The organism is Shewanella sp. SW1 (assembly GCF_025653545.1).
GTDB classification, from domain to species: Bacteria; Pseudomonadota; Gammaproteobacteria; order Enterobacterales; family Shewanellaceae; genus Shewanella; species Shewanella oncorhynchi.
On the sequence record NZ_JAKKSG010000011.1, the window covers coordinates 132,532 to 148,403 of the forward strand.

A 15,872-nucleotide genomic window follows, 5' to 3' on the forward strand; every position below is an offset into this window, starting at 1 on the left:
GCATCAGATACAAATTATTGCTATTCTCGCTAGGGCAAGAATAGGGGGAGGAGGATAGCGCGAATTGCAGACAATTCATACCGAAAAACGCGCATAGGCCACATGAAAAAGCCGATAGTCCTTATCGGATATCGGCTTTAAATCTGCCACTGCCAATCGAGTTTAGCCTAGCAGTGTCGGCAAGTTTGAGTCAATTCTAAAGTTTCAGATTGGTTTTTAGGAAACTGAGCATTTGTTCATAGTATTTCGCTCTATGCTCATCGTTATAAAAACCGTGGCCTTCATTGTCCATCACCAGTTTTTGGTAAGGATAATTGTGAGCTTTTAGGCCTTTTTCGATGGATTCGAGTTGTTCAATTGGCGCTCGCTCATCTTCACCACCATGCACCAATAGTATGTTTGCTTTGAGTTTATCGACGTTTTCAGAAGGAGACATTGCTTTAAGTACCGCTTTATCTTGGCCAAGCACATCCTTGAGATAGCTAGTACCAGAACGGCTGTTGGCGACATCGCCTTCATTAAACATCAATTCAAGATCATATACGCCAGCTACACCTATGGCGCATTTAAACATATCTGGCGCAAGCACAGCGCTCTGCAAGGCGCTGTACCCACCAAAGCTACCACCAACGATACAGATGCGTTCCTTATCGGCAAAACCTTGGTCAATAACGTACTGGGTTGCGTCGATAATGTCATGCTGAATATCTGAGCCCCATTTTTGATAGCCAGCGCGTTCAAATTGATCGCCATATCCGCCTGAACCACGGAAGTTGACCTGTAGAACGGCTATGCCTTGGCTTGCTAGATATTGGTTTTGTGGGTCAAAGCCCCACCAGTCACGGATACCGTGTGGACCACCGTGTGGATTGACGACTAAGGGTAGGTTTTTAGCTTCTTTACCAAAGGGGAGCGTTAGATACCCATGGAGTTGTTTACCATCACGGCTGGTGAAACTGATGGGTTTAACATCAGCCATTTGCTCTGGGTCGAGCCATTTTTTAGCGGCGGCTAGATATTCAAGTTTTAGTGTTTTCGTATCAAATATGTAGTAATCGCCAGGGTTTCGATCGTTAAACGCAAGTACAACGAGTTTTTCTGCATCTCGGGTTTCGCTAACAATTCGTACTTGATGGCCGGGGAGAGCACCAAGCAGATCTTTTAGCAATTTAGCGTGCGAATCCTCATTATCGACAAAGGCATAACTTGGGTAGCCATTTTCAAACTCAACTGCGTAAAGTTGTTTATTGGTGCCGTTAATCCAAAAGTTGTTAGGGTCAACGTTTTCATCCTGAATGATTTCAGTTTTATCGCCCGTTTCGAGATTAATTTTATAAACCCCTAAGGTTTCACCTTGGGAGCGTCCTGCTGCATAAATTGTATTTTTATCATCGGCAAAGGAGAGTGGTTTAAAATCAGCAAGATCTAGATTTAGTTTATCGGTATTTACCCAGTTACCGTCTTTGCGGTAGAACACTTTAGTAATGTTTTTATTGTCCTCACCGGCAACGAAGCGGACTTCACCTTGATGGTCTGTCATAAAACGGGCTCTGCCGATAGGTGAGCCTGTGATGCGTTTACGTGTGCCATTGAACAAGTCTACGCGATAGACATCTTGTGATAGTTCAAAGTCAAGATTGATCCTATCATTCCATGGAATAGCATTGACTAACATGTAGCGTTCATCATCTGGCAGAGGATCGAGGATAAACGCGCTCGCCCGCATAGGGGTATTTTTCTTGATATTTGAACCTGTTTGTTGCTCGCCACTCTCGAAGCCGAATAAATACGCTTTTCGTGAACCATCGGCATTTACCGCCATCAATTCACCGTAGTAGATAGGTGTGTCTTGCCAGCCTTTTAGGTATTCTTTTGCCAATACCAATCGCTCACTGTTGGCCCATTCATAGTCGCCGACTTGAGCATTATCGGGAAAACGTATCGCATTGAGGAGTTTTTTGGTTTGGGTATCTAAGACTAAGAGAACGTTTTTACCTTCGACACTTGTGATAGCGCTTAAATATTTACCAGTAGGCGATATTTTTACATCCGAGTACTCATCACCTTTGCTGAATAATTGTGCTTGCGATAACGCATTCGCGTTGGAGCTATTGGCTGCAAAGGTGGATATTGGAAGTATTGGTAAGCAAAGTGTCGCCAACATGGCTAATCGGAAGAGTTTCATCTGACATCCTTGTAAAATCATTGTGTTTTTTGTTCTTAAAATGTTTTTCGAGGATAAAACAAAAGATGAAGCGAAACAAGGAAGGAATATCGAACATAAAGGACGAGAGTTACCGTCCTTTATGCTGAAAAATCATTAGCTTTGTAAAAGTTGGTGCTGGATAAAACGCCACTGTTCATCGAAGTGTGTCGTCGGTTTGAGTTTGAATTCACTTCGTACAAATTGGGCGATGCGGCCTTCGGCAAAGGCTAACAGTAAATTGGCTAATATGGCTTCGTCTAAGTTGAAGCCTTTACCTTCTCGCAGGGTTTTTTCCCGTAAAATTTGCTTTAACTGGGTTTCAATTTTGGCAAATAAGTTACCAATACGGCTTCGCAGGCGTTCATTTTCACCGAGTAGAGCATCACCGTTGAGAACGCGGGAAATTCCTGGGTTACGCTCGGCAAAGATCAGCAGCAGTTGCAGTACCAGCTGGCAGCGCTTCATGGTGTCTTTTTCGTCATCCATGATTAAATTGATGCGCGACAATAACGACTCTTCGATAAATTCGATTAGGCCTTCGAACATCCGCGCTTTACTCGGGAAGTGGCGATACAGTGCGGCTTCCGATACACCGACTTCTGAGGCCAGTTTCGCTGTGGTGATCCTTTGTCCTGGGTTGGTTTCTAGCATCTGCGCTAGACATTGCAGAATGTGTTCACGACGATTAATTTTTGGGCTTACAGCCATTGCAGTATCCTTGGCTCAATAACGACTTAGGGGATTATTTAGTGCCTGAATGGCCAAATCCGCCTTCACCACGGTCTGAGCTGTCGAACTCATCAACGAGTTTGAATTGTGCTTGTACCACAGGAACAAACACCAGTTGCGCGAGACGATCGCCCATTTCTAAGGTGAATGGACTGTCACCACGATTCCAACAAGATACCATTAAGGGGCCTTGGTAATCTGAATCTATGAGTCCGACTAGATTCCCCAGTACGATACCGTGTTTATGGCCCAGGCCTGAGCGCGGTAAAATCACCGCTGCAAGTCCTGGGTCGGCCACATGAATGGCAATCCCCGTGGGGATGAGCACAGTTTCACCCGGTGCTATGGTTAAAGCCGTGTCTATCATGGCGCGAAGATCCATGCCTGCACTGCCTGCGGTGGCGTAAGCGGGCAAGGGAAATTCTGAGCCGATACGGGAGTCGAGAATTTTTAATTCAATCGGTGTTTTCATGTATTTGTTTTTTCTTTCACTATCAACGAAAGTAATTGGCGTGCCAACGTGAGTTTGTCAGTAGCAGGCAAATCTTGACTGCCGTGCGGCCAGAAAACACGCAGGGCATTAGCATCGGCATTAAAGCCTAGGCCAGCAATGGAAACGTCGTTTGCGGCGATCATGTTCAAGTTTTTACGTTTGAGCTTATCGCGCGCATAGGCTTCTACATCATGGGTTTCGGCGGCAAATCCCACCACAAAAGGACGGTTAGGTAAGCTCGCAACCGTGGCTAAGATATCAGGATTCCTCACCAGCGCAAGTTGCATTTCTTCGGTCGATTTTTTGATCTTACAGGTAGCAATATCGTTAATGCGGTAGTCTGCAACGGCGGCGCAGCCAATAAAAATATCTTTTTTATCAACGTTATCCATAACAGCATCGAGCATATTTTGCGCCGATTCAACATCAATGCGTGTCACGCCTTCTGGGGTGCTTAGATTCACTGGGCCAGAGACTAAGGTGACTGTTGCGCCCATATCTGCCGCGGCTTTGGCGAGTGCAAAGCCCATTTTTCCAGAACTGTGATTTGAAATGTATCTGACGGGATCAATTGCTTCACGGGTTGGTCCGGCGGTAATCAGCACCGACTGGCCAGCAAGAAGCTGCGCAGAGACATCTTTTGTTGCAAAAAAATCACTGGCTAGCTCGGCAATTTCTAGCGGTTCGAGCATGCGTCCAGGACCCACTTCACCACAGGCCTGACTGCCACTGGCGGGTCCCCAAAGTGTCAAACCACGTGATGCTAGGCTAGTTAAATTCGCTTGTGTAGCCAGATTGCGGTACATCTGTTGGTTCATTGCGGGGCACAGGGCAATTGGCGCCTCAGTGGCAAGACACGTGGTGGTGATTAGCTCATCGGCCATTCCTGCATTAATCCGCGCCAATAGGTTTGCGGTTGCAGGGGCGATGATGACGAGATCTGCCCAACGAGCGAGTTCTATATGACCCATGGCTGCTTCTGCTGCGGGGTCGAGCAAGCTAGATGCCACTGGATGTCCAGATAAGGCTTGCAGCGTAAGTGGTGTAATAAACTCCATCGCACTTTGGCTCATCACCACGCGCACATCAAAGCCTCGCTCCTTCAAGCGACGTACTAAATCAGCACTTTTATAGGCCGCAATACCGCCGCCAATGCCCAGCAGGACGTTTTTATTTGTCAGACTCACAGACATCATCCGAGATAGAAATAATGCCGGCAACAATATCACAAAGCGGTGAATTTTAGTGACTATCCCAGTTCAAAAAATCTCGTCCATACTCAGTAAAGTGAAAATATGTGAGATGACAGGGAGGTCACATGGGGATTAAAGATTGGCCTGAGGGCGAAGGTCCCAGAGATAAACTGTTACAAAAAGGAGCTGCGCATCTCTCGGATGCTGAATTACTAGCAGTATTGCTGCGTAACGGTTTAGCTGGATTAAACGCGGTTGACCTTGCTAGGTCGCTTATTTGCGAGTTTGGCGGCCTCAGAAACCTGCTCTGTGCCCCAAGAAATCAGGTGTGTCGACTTCCGGGCGTAGGACCTGTAAAATACGCCCAGCTTCAAGCTGCGGCCGAATTAGCGCGGCGTGTAGCGCAGGAAAATCTGCAAAGAGGTCAGGTTTTGACAAATCCCGATTTAACTCGGGACTATTTAATGCGACAATTGGCCGATCGCTCCTATGAAGTGTTCGCAGTTTTACTGCTGGATAGCCAGCATAGAGTGATTCAATTTGTCGAATTATTCCGCGGCACAATAGACTCAGCCTCAGTGTATCCACGTGAAGTGGTGAGCTTAGTGCTGGAGAAAAAGGCCGCAGCAGTTATAGTTTGTCATAATCATCCGTCTGGTATTGCCGAGCCCAGTCAGGCTGACCGACGAATAACTGAGCGATTAAAAAATGCGTTAGCAACCATAGACGTATCCTTGTTGGACCATATGGTTGTAGGTGATCGAGAGATAGTTTCTTTTGCAGAACGAGGCTGGATTAATTAATCTAACACTTGATCTTCACTCTGTGATCGTGTATAAAATGCGCCCTCTTTGTGCCTCGGGCGACGGCCATACGAGGCACATTAATGCTCGAGCGTTAAAATTGTTTTTGGAGAAGATTGACATGTCAAGAGTATGCCAAGTTACTGGCAAGAAGCCGATGGTTGGTAACAACCGTTCGCATGCAAAAAACGCGACCCGTCGTCGTTTTTTACCTAACCTACAAAACCACCGTTTTTGGTTAGAAGAAGAAAAGCGTTTCGTACAGTTACGTGTATCTACTAAAGGTATCCGTCTGATCGACAAAAAAGGTATCGAAGTTGTTGTTGCTGAACTTCGTGCCCGTGGCGAGAAGGTATAATAGATCATGGCTAAAGCTAAAGGTAATCGTGAGAAGATCAAATTAGTTTCTACAGCTAAGACTGGTCACTTCTACACAACTGAAAAAAACAAGCGTAACATGCCTGAAAAAATGGAAATCAAAAAATTTGATCCAGTTATTCGTCAGCACGTTATCTACAAAGAAGCCAAAATCAAGTAATCCTTGGTTAGTGTTTCGAGAAAAGCCCCTTATTTAAGGGGCTTTTTTTTGCATTTTTTTAGTGGCTAGCCATCAAGTTGAGATAATTGCCTTGCAAACTGATGCCGCTGAATCATCCCCTGTGAAGTTAAAAAAGTGTGAACACTTGCTGAAAATATAAAATAGTGCGGTTCTAAGCACTTTAAATCATCAAATCTGCACTTTAGTGAGAATAAATTCTTTATATGTGAATTAAAATGCAATACCATACGCGAAAGTTAGCGATTCATTCCTGGTGTGTCATAGTGACGCTGCCAGCTCAAAAATGAGGTGTAAATAACGCGTGCGTACCACTGAACTGGTTGATGGATTTCGTCATTCTGCCCCCTATGTTAATGCTCACAGAGGTAAAACTTTTGTGGTCATGCTGGGTGGTGAAGCTTTGGCTCAAAATCAATTCCGCGCCATCTTAAATGATGTCGCCCTGCTGCACAGTTTAGGGATCAAAGTGGTGTTGGTATATGGCGCTAGGCCGCAGATTGATGCTGCATTAGCCGCCAACGGTATTGCGCCTGCCTACCACGACGGTGTGCGTATCACGGATGAAGATTCGCTCAAAGTGATTAAGCAAGTTGCGGGTGCACTGCAATTCGATATCACAGCGCGTTTATCCATGAGTTTAAGTAATACGCCGATGCAAGGTGCGCAAATTAACTTAGTGAGCGGCAACTTTGTGATTGCTCAACCACTGGGTGTGGATAATGGTGTGGATTTTTGCCTGAGTGGCAAAGTGCGTCGTATTGATGTGCAAGGCTTAAAACGTCAGTTAGATAATCACTGCATCGTATTGATGGGGCCGATTGCGGCTTCGGTTACTGGTGAAAGCTTTAATCTCACCGCTGAGGAAATCGCGACTCAAGTGGCAATTAAGCTTAAAGCAGACAAGATGATCGGCTTTAGCTCACAGAACGGTATTCTCGATCGTAATGGCGATGTGATTGCCGAGTTGATGCCAAATGATGCGCAAAACATCATGAACAAGCTGGCCGAGCAAGGTTCTGCTTGTGTTGGTACTATGGCGTTTCTCAAAGCCAGTATCGATGCTTGCCGCAATGGCGTACCGCGTTGTCATTTAGTTAGCTACCTCGAAGATGGCGCCTTGTTGCAGGAACTGTTTTCTCGCGAAGGGATAGGCACACAAATCGTCACTGAGAGTGCTGAGCGTTTACGCTGTGCGTCAATCGCCGATATTGGCGGTGTGTTGAACCTTATCCGTCCATTGGAGGAACAAGGCATTCTGGTGCGTCGTAGTCGTGAGCAGCTTGAGATTGAAATCGAACAGTTCATGTTGATTGAGCGCGACGGTTTAGTGATTGGTTGCGCTGCGCTCTATCCTTTTGAAGAGGACAATGCGGGTGAGTTTGCTTGTTTGGTGGTGCATCCTGATTATCGCGATGCCGATAGAGGGAGCTTACTGCTGAAGAACATTATCAATCAGGCTAGAAACCGCGGTTATTCACGCTTGTTTGCGCTGACAACTCGGAGCATTCACTGGTTCTTAGAGCATGGTTTTGTGATTGAAGATGTTGAAGCACTGCCGCAGAAGAAAAAGCAGTTGTATAACTATCAACGCCGCTCAAAAATTCTGGCGCTCGATCTTTAAGTCGTTCTAAATCAATCTAATCAATGCCAGCCTAGTACTCATATTAGTGCTGGCATTTTTATTGACATAATATGTCTTTGTTGGCAGATTAAGGCTTCACTGCACGGGAGATACTGCCAATGAGTCCTCAATTCTTTGAACTCGCCCCTTTAACCCAAACCTCTATCTTCAGCTTTATCGTCTTATTGCTCGGTTTAGCGGGTATCTTGCTGATGTTATGGCTAAAAAATATGCCTAAGATAGCGAAGTCAGCGAGTTTAGGTATATTACTGGTGATGATGGGCGGATTTTCTTGGGTCTTCTATCAATCGAATAGCGCCGAATTAGTGTTAACCGATACAGAGCTCACAGTGGATGTGCCCTTCTATAAAGTGCAGTTATCCCGCGCGGATTTATTGCCCGCCGAGGCACGCATAGTCGATTTGCAACAAGAGGCAGATTTAACGCTGAGATTTAAAACGAATGGTATAGGCATGCCAGGATTTCAATTGGGTTGGTTTAATCTACAAGGGAAAGGCAGGGCATTTTTGGCGATAACAGATAAATCGCAGTTAGTGTTAGTGCCAACGACTAAAGGCTACAGTTTATTACTGACAGTACCGCAAGGGAGTGAGTTTTTAGCACAGTTACAGAAGTAATCATCATATGTCATCACTTCTGCCACTGTGTTTATCGGCGTGATAATGCTCACGCCGTTTTGCGTTTATAGGCCATATCTAAGGTAAAGACGAGTAGCGCGCTCCAGATAAAGCCGAAGGTCACGCCTTTTTCGGCATCGAAGGGCTCATTGAACAGACTCACCGCGAGGATAAACATAATACTCGGGCCAATATATTGGAAAAAGCCGAGCATAGACAATGGAATACGTACCGCTGCCCCTGCAAAACACAGCAAAGGAATGGTAGTCACTATCCCCGCCGCCATTAACATCAGATTCAATTGCCAATCGTTAGTCAGCATGCTCGCCGTGGCAGTGTCTAAGGTTGCGACGAGATAAATCAGCGCTACCGGTAATAACACTGCGGTTTCGACCAATAATCCGGCCTTAGCATCCACATTGACCTTTTTTCGCAGCAGTGCATAGAAACCAAAGGTGCCCGCGAGTGCTAGTGAGACGATGGGAATCGAGCCAAAAGAGATTAACTGGATCAATACGCCAGCGCTGGCGAGTGAAACCGCAAACCATTGCAGTTTACGCAATCTTTCGCCTAGAAATAACATCCCGAGTAAGACATTGAGTAAAGGATTGATGAAGTAACCTAGGCTGGCATCGAGCATGTGATCGTTATTTACCGCCCAGATAAATAGTAGCCAGTTTCCCGCGATCAGTATGGAAGTAATGGTAAGAACCATCAACTGTTTAGGCTGTTTAAACAGTAAGCGTAAGCGAGAAAAACCGCCGATAAACTGCATAATGATCAGCATAAACACGAATGACCAAATCACTCGATGGAGCAAAATTTCGGTGGCGGAAACATGGTTGAGTAATTTGAAATATAAAGGCGCAAAACCCCACATACAGTAAGCACTGACGGCAAGTAGGATCCCTTTGCGGTATTCAAGATCTGGCATGAGACATCTTCGAAGAACAACAAGGTGGCGATTGTAGGTGTGTCTGACCGCTGACTCAAGGGATTCGCCGCGTTCTTTTCGTTACAGAATATCTCCACAAAAAATTGAATGGGCGATTAAAGTGAGTAACCATCCTGTTAATCAGGACGTTTACCTTAGTCAATCTTGAGCCCTAAGGTAGTAATACACATCTAAATTTAACCACCTAACCCACCATATAAGTCCCTGTTCCAAAAGCGATATGCGTGCCTTGCTCATTATGTAGTTCCATGCGGCATACTGAAACTCGATTACCCGCACGAATGACGCTGCCCGTCCCCGTAAAGGTGAGGCCGCGTCCCGGCCGCAGATAATCGACGCGCATATCAATCGTCCCTAAAGTTTGGAGGCGTCGTTGTAATTCTTCAATCGTCCAATCTTCACGGCTTGCGACCAGTCCTGCAAATGCGGTAAGTCCGCCGACCACATCCAGTACTGTAGCTGTGACACCGCCGTGGAGGATTTGCTGGTGGATATTGCCAATCAGCTCAGGCTTCATGTTGATCACGACTTCGACGCCATCAATGTCATAACGCTTGATATCGAGTCCGAGTAGATTATGGAAAGGGACATGTTGATCAAATACTGCTGCGACTCTTCTCAAAGCTTCGGCTTGGATTGGGCTGGTCATTTTTGGGTCCTTGTCACTGAGTGACGGTATTAGGCGTAATTGGATTTGTTATCAACACTGAGATAAACAAAGTGCGGCTTAGAGCAATTAATCTACAGTGAAGCTCACGGCTAATGCAACTCCGTCGCTAAAATGACGACACCGTTTCGGCAGTTTTTAAAGTATTTTACCCCGCGTTCGTTATTTTTGGCTTAGCCCACTAGGGTTAAAATAGCTGCAATTGTGGTGAATTGCCTCGTCTAAAGCACTTTAAATTACCGTTGAATCCTGCATTTTGAACTAGTTTGGGTATAGAATAGGCCCCCTCACTTTTGACATAGAAGATCCATGGAAAAGCTCGTACTCGACACGCATGATGATCCGCTCTCGCAACGCCTCGCGCAGGTGTTTGGTTACCGTGACTTTAGGGACGGTCAGCGGGAGGTGATAGAACGTGTCTGCGGCGGGCAAGATTGCTTAGTGATCATGCCAACGGGCGGCGGTAAGAGTCTGTGTTATCAGTTACCCGCCTTGATGATGAATGGTATCACTATTGTCGTCTCCCCATTGATTTCTTTGATGAAAGATCAAGTCGATAGCTTATTGCAAACCGGTGTTGCAGCGGCTTATCTGAATTCTTCTTTGCCGCGAGAGCAGAGCGCCGAAGTATTAAGGCAGCTACGCCACGGTGAGTTGAAGTTACTTTATGTGTCACCTGAGCGCTTATTAACCGCTGATTTTATTGAGCGTATGCAGTCTATCCAGCTGGCGATGTTTGCCATCGATGAGGCGCATTGTATCAGTCAGTGGGGTCATGATTTTCGCCCTGAATATGCGGCGCTCGGCCAGTTAAAGCAACTCTTCCCCTATGTGCCCATGATGGCGCTGACCGCAACAGCAGATCAGGCGACTCGACAGAGTATTTGTGAGCGGCTCGGTATTGACCCGTTCCGTTTACTTTCAAGTTTCGATCGGCCCAATATTCGCTATACAGTCGCCGAAAAGCTTAATGCAGCTAATCAGTTACGACATTTTTTAACGCAGCAGAATGGTACTAACGGCATTATTTATTGCAGCAGTCGCCGTCGTGTCGATGAAGTGGCTGACCGTTTATGTCTGCAAGGTTTTAATGCCAAGGCCTATCATGCGGGAATGACGCAGGAAGACCGTGGTGCAGTACAGGATAGTTTCCTTAAAGATCAAATCGATATTGTGGTTGCCACTGTGGCTTTCGGTATGGGTATTAATAAGTCGAATGTGCGTTTTGTGGTGCATTACGATATCCCAAAAAGTATCGAAGCCTATTATCAGGAAACGGGCCGAGCAGGACGTGATGGGCTCGATGCAGAAGCTTTTATGTTGTTCGATCCCGCCGATATTGGTCGGGTGCGACATTTGATTGAACAGTCCGAGCCAGGACCGCAGCAACAGGTCGAATTCCACAAACTTAATACTATGGCCGCCTTTGCTGAGGCGCAGACCTGTCGCCGCCAAGTGTTGCTGCATTACTTTGATGAGAGCGCACTAGAGCCCTGTGGTAACTGCGACATTTGCCTCGACCCGCCTAAGCGTTATAACGGCACCGAAGATGCACAGAAGGTGTTGTCATGTATTTTCCGTTTAGGCCAGCGTTTTGGTATCAATCATTTAATTGAAGTGTTGCGCGGTTCGAAAGGCGCACCGATAGTCGATCGAGGGCATGACAAACTCACGACTTGGGGGATTGGTAAAGACAAGAGCCATGAGTATTGGCTGAGTGTGATCCGTCAATTGATCCACTTGGGACTGGCGAGTCAAGATGTGACTCGTGGCTCCTCTATTACCTTAAACCCATCGGCACGGCCTGTGCTCAAAGGGGAAGTGGCGCTAATGCTTGCTGAACCGCGTATTCAGTTAACAACCACAAAACGTAAGGCGAGTCAGTCTAAAGCACCGTTGAATTATGACCGTAAATTGTTCGCACGGTTGAAGTTATTGCGTAGAACCATTGCCGAGCAGCAGGATGTGCCGCCGTATTTAGTCTTTAACGACGCTACCCTCGCAGAAATGGCAGCCATGATGCCAACGAGCGCGGGGGAAATGCTCGCCGTTAACGGGGTTGGCGAGCGTAAACTGAGCCGTTTCGGTGACGCTTTTCTCGATGAAATCGCGGCTTATTTAGCGGGAGAATAATAGTTTGGATTATTCTCATTGACTTTAACCTTGCCCAATTGATTGATACTGGCTCGCTTAATTAAAGACTCTAAGGTATCAAACTGTTGCATCGCCGCTATACCAATATTGACCTTACTTGAACCCTGCCAAGGCTGAATGTAAGCAACTAACTGACTAACGACTCTTTTAGCACCAGTTGCCGAGGTATGCGGCAGGATAATGACAATTTCATCCATCGAATATCGGATTAACTTATCTTGCTCCCGTAGTCTGTGTTGTAGCTCATCCTGTAAGAGAGGTAGGTCAACTTGACGGATCTGACTCGCATTAAACAATAATAAAGACAGTGGGTAATTACCTTGTTTGGCACTGTTTAATGCTGATGTGACTTGTTGGAGCAGCGTTTCCGCAGGTTCATTACCTTCAATATGTGGGGCACGATTATTCTGTTTATCAATCAAATACCAAATAGCTCCGCCCAATAATGCCATTGCGATTAAGAACAGTGTGCTATAGGCCCAATCGACATTTAGCTCTTGTAAGATTGAATCTTTTTCTGGTGCAGTGCTATTTGGCTCCTGCTGCAGATCTTGTTGATTTAGACGGGCCTTAAACTGCAATATCCGAGCATTATTCATCGCTTGATTGGTGAGCTCGGCCGCTCGATAACGTTTGAGTAAGAAAGAATAGGCCTGTTTAAAATCCCCTTTTTCTAAGTAGTGATCGCTCATGATCCCGTAAAACCCTTTGAGATCAGAATACTGTTTTAGATTTTCAGCTTGTTCAATGGCGTGATTCATTAAGGTTAAGGCAGCATCGTCTTGATGTTGGGCAAAGCGTATTTGGGCCAGCAGACGGGTCGATAGCATCACCGCTAACTGTTGATTTTGTTTTTTAAACGTATTAATCGCGATAGAAATGTACTCTTCGGCGTTATCGATACGGCCTTTATCAAGCGCGATTGAGGCCAAAATGGCATAACTGTAGGCGAGTTCAAGTGGCGAACCGAGCTCAGGTAAAAGCGCTTTAGCTTGTTGTTCGAGTTTATCACTGTAATCGAACTCTTGATTATCAAGCGCTATCCGAGCTGCGTTGCATAAAATAAAGTGTAAAACCTTCCCTTTTGCATCGGGGCTTTGTAACGCTAGGTTGGTGTAATACATGGCTTGGGGCAAGTCATGGGTGGCGTAGAGTAAGTTGCCCATGGCTGCATAAACATAAGCTTGTGGTGGCCAAATCCAATTTTGGGTTTGAGTATGAATATCCGGATAAATATCAATCGCAAGGCGTAAATCTTCGATAGCAGAAGAGAAGTTGTCTGTATTGGTATCGAGTTGGCCACGTAAGCGTAAAGCATCGACTAAGGCTTGTGGTTGCTGGTAACGTCGCGCGAGGTTAATGGCTGAATCAAGCAAAGGTAGGGCATTTTGAATATTGTTATAGCTAAGGTTGGCATCGGCTTGGCAAATCAAAAAGTAAGGTCGTACTTGATCTAGCTTAAGTTGTTTAGCGTTTGCTTCGCCTAATTGAGCGACGTTGATAGCGGCTTCATTTTCACCTATTTGTAGTAGGTTTTGGCATTTCAACACACTTAATCTGAGTCGATTGATATCTGAGCTTGCACTGGTCGCAAATTGTTTTTCTAACGCTGTTATTTGAGTGAGTGCTTTACTGGGATATTGGTAGACGAGTTCAGTGAGTTCATCTAATTGGTCTATAGCACTGGCCCCAAAGGGAAACAGCCATAACAACAGGCTCAGTACCAAGACGCGAAAATCCATTTTGTGCTCCATATAAAATGCGTAAGTTCTAATATCCCTAATCACTAAGGCGGGATTATAACTTTTCTTAATCGTTTTTTGCATAAAAAACTATTTTTTTCTAAGGGGAATAAGTTAACACATCCCAGTGATTTCTGAATCCAAACAGCTGGTTAATTCTGTGGAATCGATCACTAATTTGGGGATGAAACTCACAGTTATTAGCCTTAAGACAGGTTGAATGAGTGGAACATGAAAAAATTAGGGTTGACACTATCGGCTAGGCAAGTTAAATATTAACCGTCCTCAATAATTCAAACAGAATAAATATACAGATTAAATGAATATTATTAGCCGCAAACTCGACCTCCTCCTTCTCTCTCTCGCGGTTTATACGCGGAGGTCTTAGTGTTGCACGCTCGATAAAGAGGCAAAGCATTCACAAACCCCGCACCGATGTTGCGGGGTTTTTTGTATCTGAATACGGCAAAAATTAACTAACGAACGGTGACGTTCCATGGAGAAGCGAGATGTCTAACAGAGTCATAATATTTGATACTACCTTGCGTGATGGTGAGCAGGCGTTAGCCGCAAGTTTGTCGGTCAAAGAAAAGCTACAGATCGCTATGGCGCTGGAACGTCTCGGTGTGGATGTGATGGAAGTGGGTTTTCCGGTTTCTTCACCCGGTGATTTTGAGTCAGTGCAGACTATAGCGCGTACCATCAAAAATAGCCGTGTTTGTGCCTTATCCCGTGCATTGGAAAAGGACATAGATGCTGCGGCGCAGGCCTTGTCAGTTGCAGATCAATTCCGTATCCATACCTTTATCTCGACCTCGACGATTCACGTTGAGAGCAAGTTGAAGCGTTCTTTCGATCAAGTGTTAGAGATGGCAGTAGGCGCGGTGAAGTATGCCCGCCGTTTTACCGACGATGTGGAATTTTCCTGTGAGGATGCGGGGCGTACGCCCATCGATAATCTATGTCGTATGGTAGAAGCCGCCATTCGTGCGGGCGCACGCACCATTAATATTCCCGATACGGTCGGTTACACAGTGCCAAGCGAGTTTGGCAATATCATTCAAACTTTGTTTAATCGGGTGCCGAATATCGACCAAGCGGTGATCTCAGTGCATTGCCACGATGACTTAGGTTTGTCTGTGGCTAACTCGATAACCGCAGTGCAACACGGTGCGCGTCAAATTGAATGTACGATCAATGGCATAGGTGAGCGTGCGGGTAACTGTTCGCTGGAAGAGATCGCGATGATTTTAGCGACGCGTAAGGGGATGTTAGGGTTAGAAACGGGCATTAATGCCAAAGAAATTCACCGTACTTCTAATTTAGTCAGCCAGTTATGCAATATGCCAGTGCAGGCGAACAAGGCGATTGTCGGTGCGAATGCCTTTACCCATTCGTCGGGTATCCATCAGGATGGCATGTTAAAAGCACAAAATACCTATGAAATCATGACCCCAGAAAGCATAGGTTTGAATCGCAACAACTTGAATATGACCTCGCGCTCGGGTCGCCATGTGATCAAGCATCGCATGGAGGAAATGGGCTATAGCGAGCACGATTACAATATGGATACTCTGTATGAAGAGTTTCTAAAATTGGCAGATAAAAAAGGCCAAGTATTTGATTATGATTTAGAAGCCTTAGCCTTTATGGAAGCGCAGGCCGAAGAAGACAATCACTATCAATTGCAGCAATTAGTGGTGCAGTCCGACTCAACTGAAGGCGTTGCTACGGCGACAGTGCGTATCGAAGTGGGCGGCGAAATTAAAACCGAAGCCGCAACGGGTAATGGTCCTGTTGATGCTGCCTATAACGCGATTGCCCGCGCAACCGATCGTCGAATCGATATCATCAGCTACAAGCTAGGCGCTAAGGGCGTAGGTCAAAATGCATTAGGCCAAGTGGATATTACTGCGGTTTACCACGAGCAAAACTTTCACGGCGTAGGTTTGGCAACCGATGTGGTTGAAGCCTCGGCGCGCGCTTTAGTGCATGTGATGAACTTAACGTGCCGCGCAGACAAGGTCGCCGATTACAAACAAAGCATGCAAAAAAACCGAGAGCTAGGCGGCGTCTAGTCGCTAAAAGCATCCAAAGAATAGCAAGGTCGAG

14 protein-coding genes are annotated in these 15,872 nt (G+C 45.9%); 7 read left to right on the forward strand and 7 right to left on the reverse strand.

Annotation, left to right across the window (positions count from 1 at the left end; translation table 11 throughout):
* Positions 1-196 precede the first annotated feature (196 nt).
* The 4 genes from L5M71_RS11750 to coaBC form a co-directional block, all read right to left on the reverse strand.
* On the reverse strand, positions 197-2,185 hold the full coding sequence (locus L5M71_RS11750) for an alpha/beta hydrolase family protein (RefSeq protein WP_263207449.1): 1,989 nt from the start codon (positions 2,183-2,185) through the stop codon (positions 197-199).
* A 135-nt stretch (positions 2,186-2,320) separates the two neighbouring features.
* Positions 2,321-2,914: a nucleoid occlusion factor SlmA gene (gene slmA / locus L5M71_RS11755; protein WP_113941097.1), complete on the reverse strand. Its 594-nt coding sequence runs from the start codon at positions 2,912-2,914 to the stop codon at positions 2,321-2,323.
* A 34-nt stretch (positions 2,915-2,948) separates the two neighbouring features.
* Entirely contained in the window at positions 2,949-3,407 is a 459-nt protein-coding gene (dut, locus tag L5M71_RS11760; RefSeq protein WP_105251173.1) for a dUTP diphosphatase, read from the reverse strand.
* Positions 3,404-4,624 carry a bifunctional phosphopantothenoylcysteine decarboxylase/phosphopantothenate--cysteine ligase CoaBC gene (coaBC, locus tag L5M71_RS11765; protein WP_263207461.1) on the reverse strand — a complete coding sequence of 407 codons (1,221 nt, stop codon included), beginning with the start codon at positions 4,622-4,624 and terminating at the stop codon, positions 3,404-3,406. Before coaBC ends, dut begins: the two co-directional genes overlap by 4 nt.
* 122 nt (positions 4,625-4,746) lie before the next feature.
* Between coaBC and radC the strand changes: the two genes are divergently transcribed.
* The 5 genes from radC (at position 4,747) to L5M71_RS11790 (ending at position 8,242) form a co-directional block, all read left to right on the forward strand.
* Positions 4,747-5,424, forward strand: a complete 678-nt coding sequence (gene radC / locus L5M71_RS11770) for a RadC family protein (protein WP_113941095.1) — start codon at positions 4,747-4,749, stop codon at positions 5,422-5,424.
* A gap of 121 nt (positions 5,425-5,545) precedes the next feature.
* Entirely contained in the window at positions 5,546-5,782 is a 237-nt protein-coding gene (gene rpmB / locus L5M71_RS11775; RefSeq protein WP_006079870.1) for a 50S ribosomal protein L28, read from the forward strand.
* 6 nt (positions 5,783-5,788) lie between these two features.
* Entirely contained in the window at positions 5,789-5,962 is a 174-nt protein-coding gene (rpmG, locus tag L5M71_RS11780) for a 50S ribosomal protein L33 (protein WP_006079871.1), read from the forward strand.
* 322 nt (positions 5,963-6,284) lie between these two features.
* Positions 6,285-7,604, forward strand: a complete 1,320-nt coding sequence (gene argA, locus L5M71_RS11785) for an amino-acid N-acetyltransferase (RefSeq protein WP_105251176.1) — start codon at positions 6,285-6,287, stop codon at positions 7,602-7,604.
* Positions 7,605-7,723: 119 nt separating this feature from the next.
* The gene (locus L5M71_RS11790) at positions 7,724-8,242 is read left to right on the forward strand and encodes a PH domain-containing protein (RefSeq protein ID WP_263207450.1); all 519 of its coding nucleotides are present in this window, start codon (positions 7,724-7,726) and stop codon (positions 8,240-8,242) included.
* A 49-nt stretch (positions 8,243-8,291) separates the two neighbouring features.
* Here the strand turns inward: L5M71_RS11790 and rarD are convergent, their stop codons facing one another.
* Both rarD and L5M71_RS11800 read right to left on the reverse strand, forming a co-directional pair.
* The gene (rarD, locus tag L5M71_RS11795; protein WP_113941091.1) at positions 8,292-9,176 is read right to left on the reverse strand and encodes an EamA family transporter RarD; all 885 of its coding nucleotides are present in this window, start codon (positions 9,174-9,176) and stop codon (positions 8,292-8,294) included.
* A 205-nt stretch (positions 9,177-9,381) separates the two neighbouring features.
* Complete coding sequence (locus L5M71_RS11800; protein ID WP_263207451.1) at positions 9,382-9,846, reverse strand: thioesterase family protein; 465 nt, start codon at positions 9,844-9,846, stop codon at positions 9,382-9,384.
* Between the two features lie 327 nt (positions 9,847-10,173).
* Between L5M71_RS11800 and recQ the strand changes: the two genes are divergently transcribed.
* Complete coding sequence (gene recQ / locus L5M71_RS11805; RefSeq protein ID WP_263207452.1) at positions 10,174-11,997, forward strand: DNA helicase RecQ; 1,824 nt, start codon at positions 10,174-10,176, stop codon at positions 11,995-11,997.
* On the opposite strand, the gene L5M71_RS11810 is transcribed toward recQ, so the two are convergent.
* On the reverse strand, positions 11,979-13,760 hold the full coding sequence (locus tag L5M71_RS11810; protein WP_263207453.1) for a diguanylate cyclase domain-containing protein: 1,782 nt from the start codon (positions 13,758-13,760) through the stop codon (positions 11,979-11,981). The genes recQ and L5M71_RS11810 overlap by 19 nt on opposite strands.
* Before the next feature lie 509 nt (positions 13,761-14,269).
* Between L5M71_RS11810 and leuA the strand changes: the two genes are divergently transcribed.
* Complete coding sequence (leuA, locus tag L5M71_RS11815) at positions 14,270-15,838, forward strand: 2-isopropylmalate synthase (protein ID WP_113941087.1); 1,569 nt, start codon at positions 14,270-14,272, stop codon at positions 15,836-15,838.
* Positions 15,839-15,872 lie beyond the last annotated feature (34 nt).

Bases quoted from the DNA above. Each gene is read 5' to 3' on its own strand.
- L5M71_RS11750 (WP_263207449.1), bottom strand. From the start codon at position 2,185: ATGAAACTCTTCCGATTAGCCATGTTGGCGACACTTTGCTTACCAATA.
- slmA (WP_113941097.1), bottom strand. From the start codon at position 2,914: ATGGCTGTAAGCCCAAAAATTAATCGTCGTGAACACATTCTGCAATGT.
- dut (WP_105251173.1), bottom strand. From the start codon at position 3,407: ATGAAAACACCGATTGAATTAAAAATTCTCGACTCCCGTATCGGCTCA.
- coaBC (WP_263207461.1), bottom strand. From the start codon at position 4,624: ATGATGTCTGTGAGTCTGACAAATAAAAACGTCCTGCTGGGCATTGGC.
- radC (WP_113941095.1), top strand. From the start codon at position 4,747: ATGGGGATTAAAGATTGGCCTGAGGGCGAAGGTCCCAGAGATAAACTG.
- rpmB (WP_006079870.1), top strand. From the start codon at position 5,546: ATGTCAAGAGTATGCCAAGTTACTGGCAAGAAGCCGATGGTTGGTAAC.
- rpmG (WP_006079871.1), top strand. From the start codon at position 5,789: ATGGCTAAAGCTAAAGGTAATCGTGAGAAGATCAAATTAGTTTCTACA.
- L5M71_RS11790 (WP_263207450.1), top strand. From the start codon at position 7,724: ATGAGTCCTCAATTCTTTGAACTCGCCCCTTTAACCCAAACCTCTATC.
- rarD (WP_113941091.1), bottom strand. From the start codon at position 9,176: ATGCCAGATCTTGAATACCGCAAAGGGATCCTACTTGCCGTCAGTGCT.
- L5M71_RS11800 (WP_263207451.1), bottom strand. From the start codon at position 9,846: ATGACCAGCCCAATCCAAGCCGAAGCTTTGAGAAGAGTCGCAGCAGTA.
- recQ (WP_263207452.1), top strand. From the start codon at position 10,174: ATGGAAAAGCTCGTACTCGACACGCATGATGATCCGCTCTCGCAACGC.
- L5M71_RS11810 (WP_263207453.1), bottom strand. From the start codon at position 13,760: ATGGATTTTCGCGTCTTGGTACTGAGCCTGTTGTTATGGCTGTTTCCC.
- leuA (WP_113941087.1), top strand. From the start codon at position 14,270: ATGTCTAACAGAGTCATAATATTTGATACTACCTTGCGTGATGGTGAG.